The organism is Aeromicrobium sp. (assembly GCF_036676885.1).
In the GTDB taxonomy this organism is placed as follows: Bacteria; Actinomycetota; Actinomycetes; order Propionibacteriales; family Nocardioidaceae; genus Aeromicrobium.
The window spans coordinates 1-2,925 of record NZ_JAKFCB010000373.1 but is presented as its reverse complement, the minus strand read 5'-3'; the positions used below and the strand labels follow the sequence as shown (position 1 = coordinate 2,925).

Annotated in this window: 5 protein-coding genes and 1 pseudogene; all 6 read left to right on the top strand. The window is 68.7% G+C overall.

The window, feature by feature from the left end; all coding sequences use genetic code 11:
• On the top strand, window positions 1-451 hold a 451-nt coding region (gene folE / locus V6M46_RS17700; protein WP_332667503.1), incomplete at its 5' end, for a GTP cyclohydrolase I FolE.
• Window positions 452-503: 52 nt separating this feature from the next.
• On the top strand, window positions 504-1,319 hold the full coding sequence (folP, locus tag V6M46_RS17695) for a dihydropteroate synthase (protein WP_332667505.1): 816 nt from the start codon (window positions 504-506) through the stop codon (window positions 1,317-1,319).
• The gene (locus tag V6M46_RS17690) at window positions 1,316-1,747 is read left to right on the top strand and encodes a nuclear transport factor 2 family protein (protein ID WP_332667501.1); all 432 of its coding nucleotides are present in this window, start codon (window positions 1,316-1,318) and stop codon (window positions 1,745-1,747) included. The genes folP and V6M46_RS17690 overlap by 4 nt, the downstream gene beginning before the upstream one ends.
• Window positions 1,744-2,118 (top strand): dihydroneopterin aldolase, encoded by a 375-nt coding sequence (folB, locus tag V6M46_RS17685; protein ID WP_332667499.1) that lies wholly within the window; start codon window positions 1,744-1,746, stop codon window positions 2,116-2,118. The genes V6M46_RS17690 and folB overlap by 4 nt, the downstream gene beginning before the upstream one ends.
• Complete coding sequence (gene folK, locus V6M46_RS17680; RefSeq protein WP_332667497.1) at window positions 2,115-2,678, top strand: 2-amino-4-hydroxy-6-hydroxymethyldihydropteridine diphosphokinase; 564 nt, start codon at window positions 2,115-2,117, stop codon at window positions 2,676-2,678. The genes folB and folK overlap by 4 nt, the downstream gene beginning before the upstream one ends.
• Window positions 2,679-2,691: 13 nt before the next feature.
• Window positions 2,692-2,925 (top strand): annotated as a pseudogene (locus tag V6M46_RS17675) (hypothetical protein); the annotation flags it as partial.

Genomic DNA, 2,925 nt, shown 5'->3' with positions numbered 1-2,925 from the left:
CGAGGAGCTGGTCGCCGGCCTCGACCAGGACCCCGAAGAGGTCCTCACCGCGGTGTTCGAGGTCGGGCACGACGAGCTCGTCCTGGTCAAGGACATCGAGATGTGGTCGATGTGCGAGCACCACCTGGTGCCGTTCTTCGGCGTCGCCCACGTCGGCTACATCCCGACCGACGGCGGCCGGGTCACCGGTCTGTCCAAGCTCGCCCGCGTCGTCGACGTGTTCGCCCGCCGCCCCCAGGTGCAGGAGCGACTCACGACGGACATCGCCGACGCGCTGATCAAGCACCTCAACCCGCGCGGTGTCATCGTCGTGATCGAGGCCGAGCACCTGTGCATGACGATGCGCGGCGTACGCAAGGGTGGCGCCAAGACCATCACGAGCGCCGTACGCGGCCAGCTGCGCGACCCGGCGACCCGAGCCGAGGCCATGGGCCTCATCACGGCACGATAAAGCCGCTGTGCTTCCTGTGCTGCCTGGGCTGCCGGAGGGCCGCTGTCTCGTGATGGGCGTCGTCAACGTCACGCCCGACTCGTTCTCCGACGGCGGCAAGTGGCTCGACGCCCCCACGGCGATCCAGCACGGCATCGACCTCGTCAGGCACGGGGCCGATCTCGTCGACGTCGGCGGTGAGTCGACCCGGCCCGGGGCCAACCGCATCGACGGCGAGGAGGAGCTGCGCCGGGTCATCCCCGTCATCGAGGGTCTGGTCGCGGAGGGCATCACGGTGTCGGTCGACACGATGCGGGCGTCGACGGCACGCCAGGCGATCGATGCCGGTGCGGTCCTCGTCAACGACGTCTCCGGCGGGCGCGCCGACCCCGAGATGATCCAGCTCGCCGCCCGGACGCATGCGGCGATCGTGCTGATGCACTGGCGCGAGCACTCCGCGGTGATGCAGAACCACACGCACTACGACGACCTGGTTGACGACATCGTGCGAGAGCTCATGGCACAGCTCAACCACGCCGTCGTCGCGGGCGTCGACCCGGCGCGGATCATCCTCGACCCGGGCCTCGGCTTCTCCAAGACCGGCGACCAGAACTGGACGGTCCTGGCGCACCTCGACGCCTTCGTGGAGCTGCGCCATCCGGTCCTCGTCGCTGCGTCCCGCAAGCGTTTCCTCGGCGAGCTGCTCTCCGAGCCTTCGACAGGCTCAGGGCCAGGGGAGCTCAGACCGACCGATGGCCGCGACGACGCGACAGCCGCGATCACGACGCTGGCCGCCCTGGCGGGTGCCTGGTGCGTACGCGTCCACGAGCCGGCTGCGTCCGCCGATGCCGTACGCGTCGTGGCCCGCCTGGCTCAGGAGGCGGAGTGAGCGACTACCTGACGTCGCACAGGCTGTTCTACGACGCGGTGGAGACCGGCGACGCCGACCTGATGGCTTCGCTGTGGGTCGACGACGCCGACACCTCGTGCGTACACCCCGGCGCCACTCCGTTGCGGGGCACGGCACAGGTGCTGCGCTCGTGGACCGTCCTGATGGCCAATGTCGGCTACATCCAGTTCTTCCTCACCGACGTCGAGGTCACGACGTTTCCGCGCGGTGCCGACGAGCCCACCACCGCCGTCGTGAGCTGCACCGAGAACATCCTGTCGGGCGAGGGTCTCTCCGCGGAGGCCTTCTCCGGAGGCAAGCTGGTGTGCACCAGTATCTTGGTCAAGGAACCCGGGGGCTGGAAGTTCTGGTCGCGCCATGCCTCCCCGATCGCCGAGCTGCACATCGAGGACGAGGACTCCGCATGATCCCGAACGGCCTTGACCGCATCGACCTGCGGGGCATATCGGCGCGTGGTTTCCACGGGGTCTTCGCCGAGGAGCGGCAGAACGGGCAGACGTTCGTCGCCGACGTGAGCCTCGGCCTGGACCTCGGTCCCGCGGCTCGCGAGGGCGACCTGACCAAGACCGTCCACTACGGCGTCCTCGCCCAGCAGATACACGATGCCATTGTCGGGGAGCCGGTCGACCTGATTGAGACGCTGGCGCTCCGTATGGTGGACTTGTGCCTGGCCGAAGAGTCGGTCCAATGGGTTAGCGTGACGGTGCACAAGCCGGAAGCGCCCATCGAGGTGACGTTCGAAGATGTCGCCGTCACGATAGAGCGGAGCAAACAGTGACCGAAGCGCCCACCCCGTACGTCTTGGACGCCGACACGATGACCGGCGGGATGCGTCCCATCCGCCAGGCGGTCCTGTCGCTCGGCTCCAACCTGGGCGACCGGCACGGCAAGCTTCAGGGTGCGGTCTCCGCTCTCGAGGACACGCCTGAGGTCACGGTCGTCGCGATCTCGTCGGTCTACGAGACGGATCCGGTCGACGCGGCCGAGGGCTCCGGCAAGTTCCTCAATGCCGTGGTGCTGATCGACACGACGCTGACGGTGCACACACTGCTCGACCGGGCCTTGGCGATCGAGGACGCGTTCGGCCGCGAGCGCACTGAGCCCGGTGCGCCGCGCACCCTCGACGTCGACCTGATCGTGGTCGGCCCCCGGGTCGCCGACGATGAGTCCCTCAAGCTTCCGCACCCCCGCGCCCACGAGCGTGGCTTCGTCCTGGTCCCGTGGCTCGAGATCGACCCCGAGGGCGAGATCCCCGGCCGGGGCTTCGTCGCCGACCTGCTCGAAGGTGTTGACACCAGCGGCGTCCACAAGCGCGAGGACCTCGAGATCATCCTGTGATCTCGTCTCGCGCATGAACCGGGTTCGGCCCACTTCAGCGCTGCTGGTCGTCGCGCTGATCGGCACGGGGCTCGTGGTCGGCCGGCTCATCCCGCCGCTGATCGTACGGCTCGACGGCAACGTGCCGCGGCTCAGCTGGGCCGCACCGCTCACGCTGCTGCTGGCCGCGATCCTGGTCGGTACGTTCGCGTGGAACACCTGGCAGGCGCTGCACAAGAAGCACCAGCGCGTGACGTCCGACTACGGC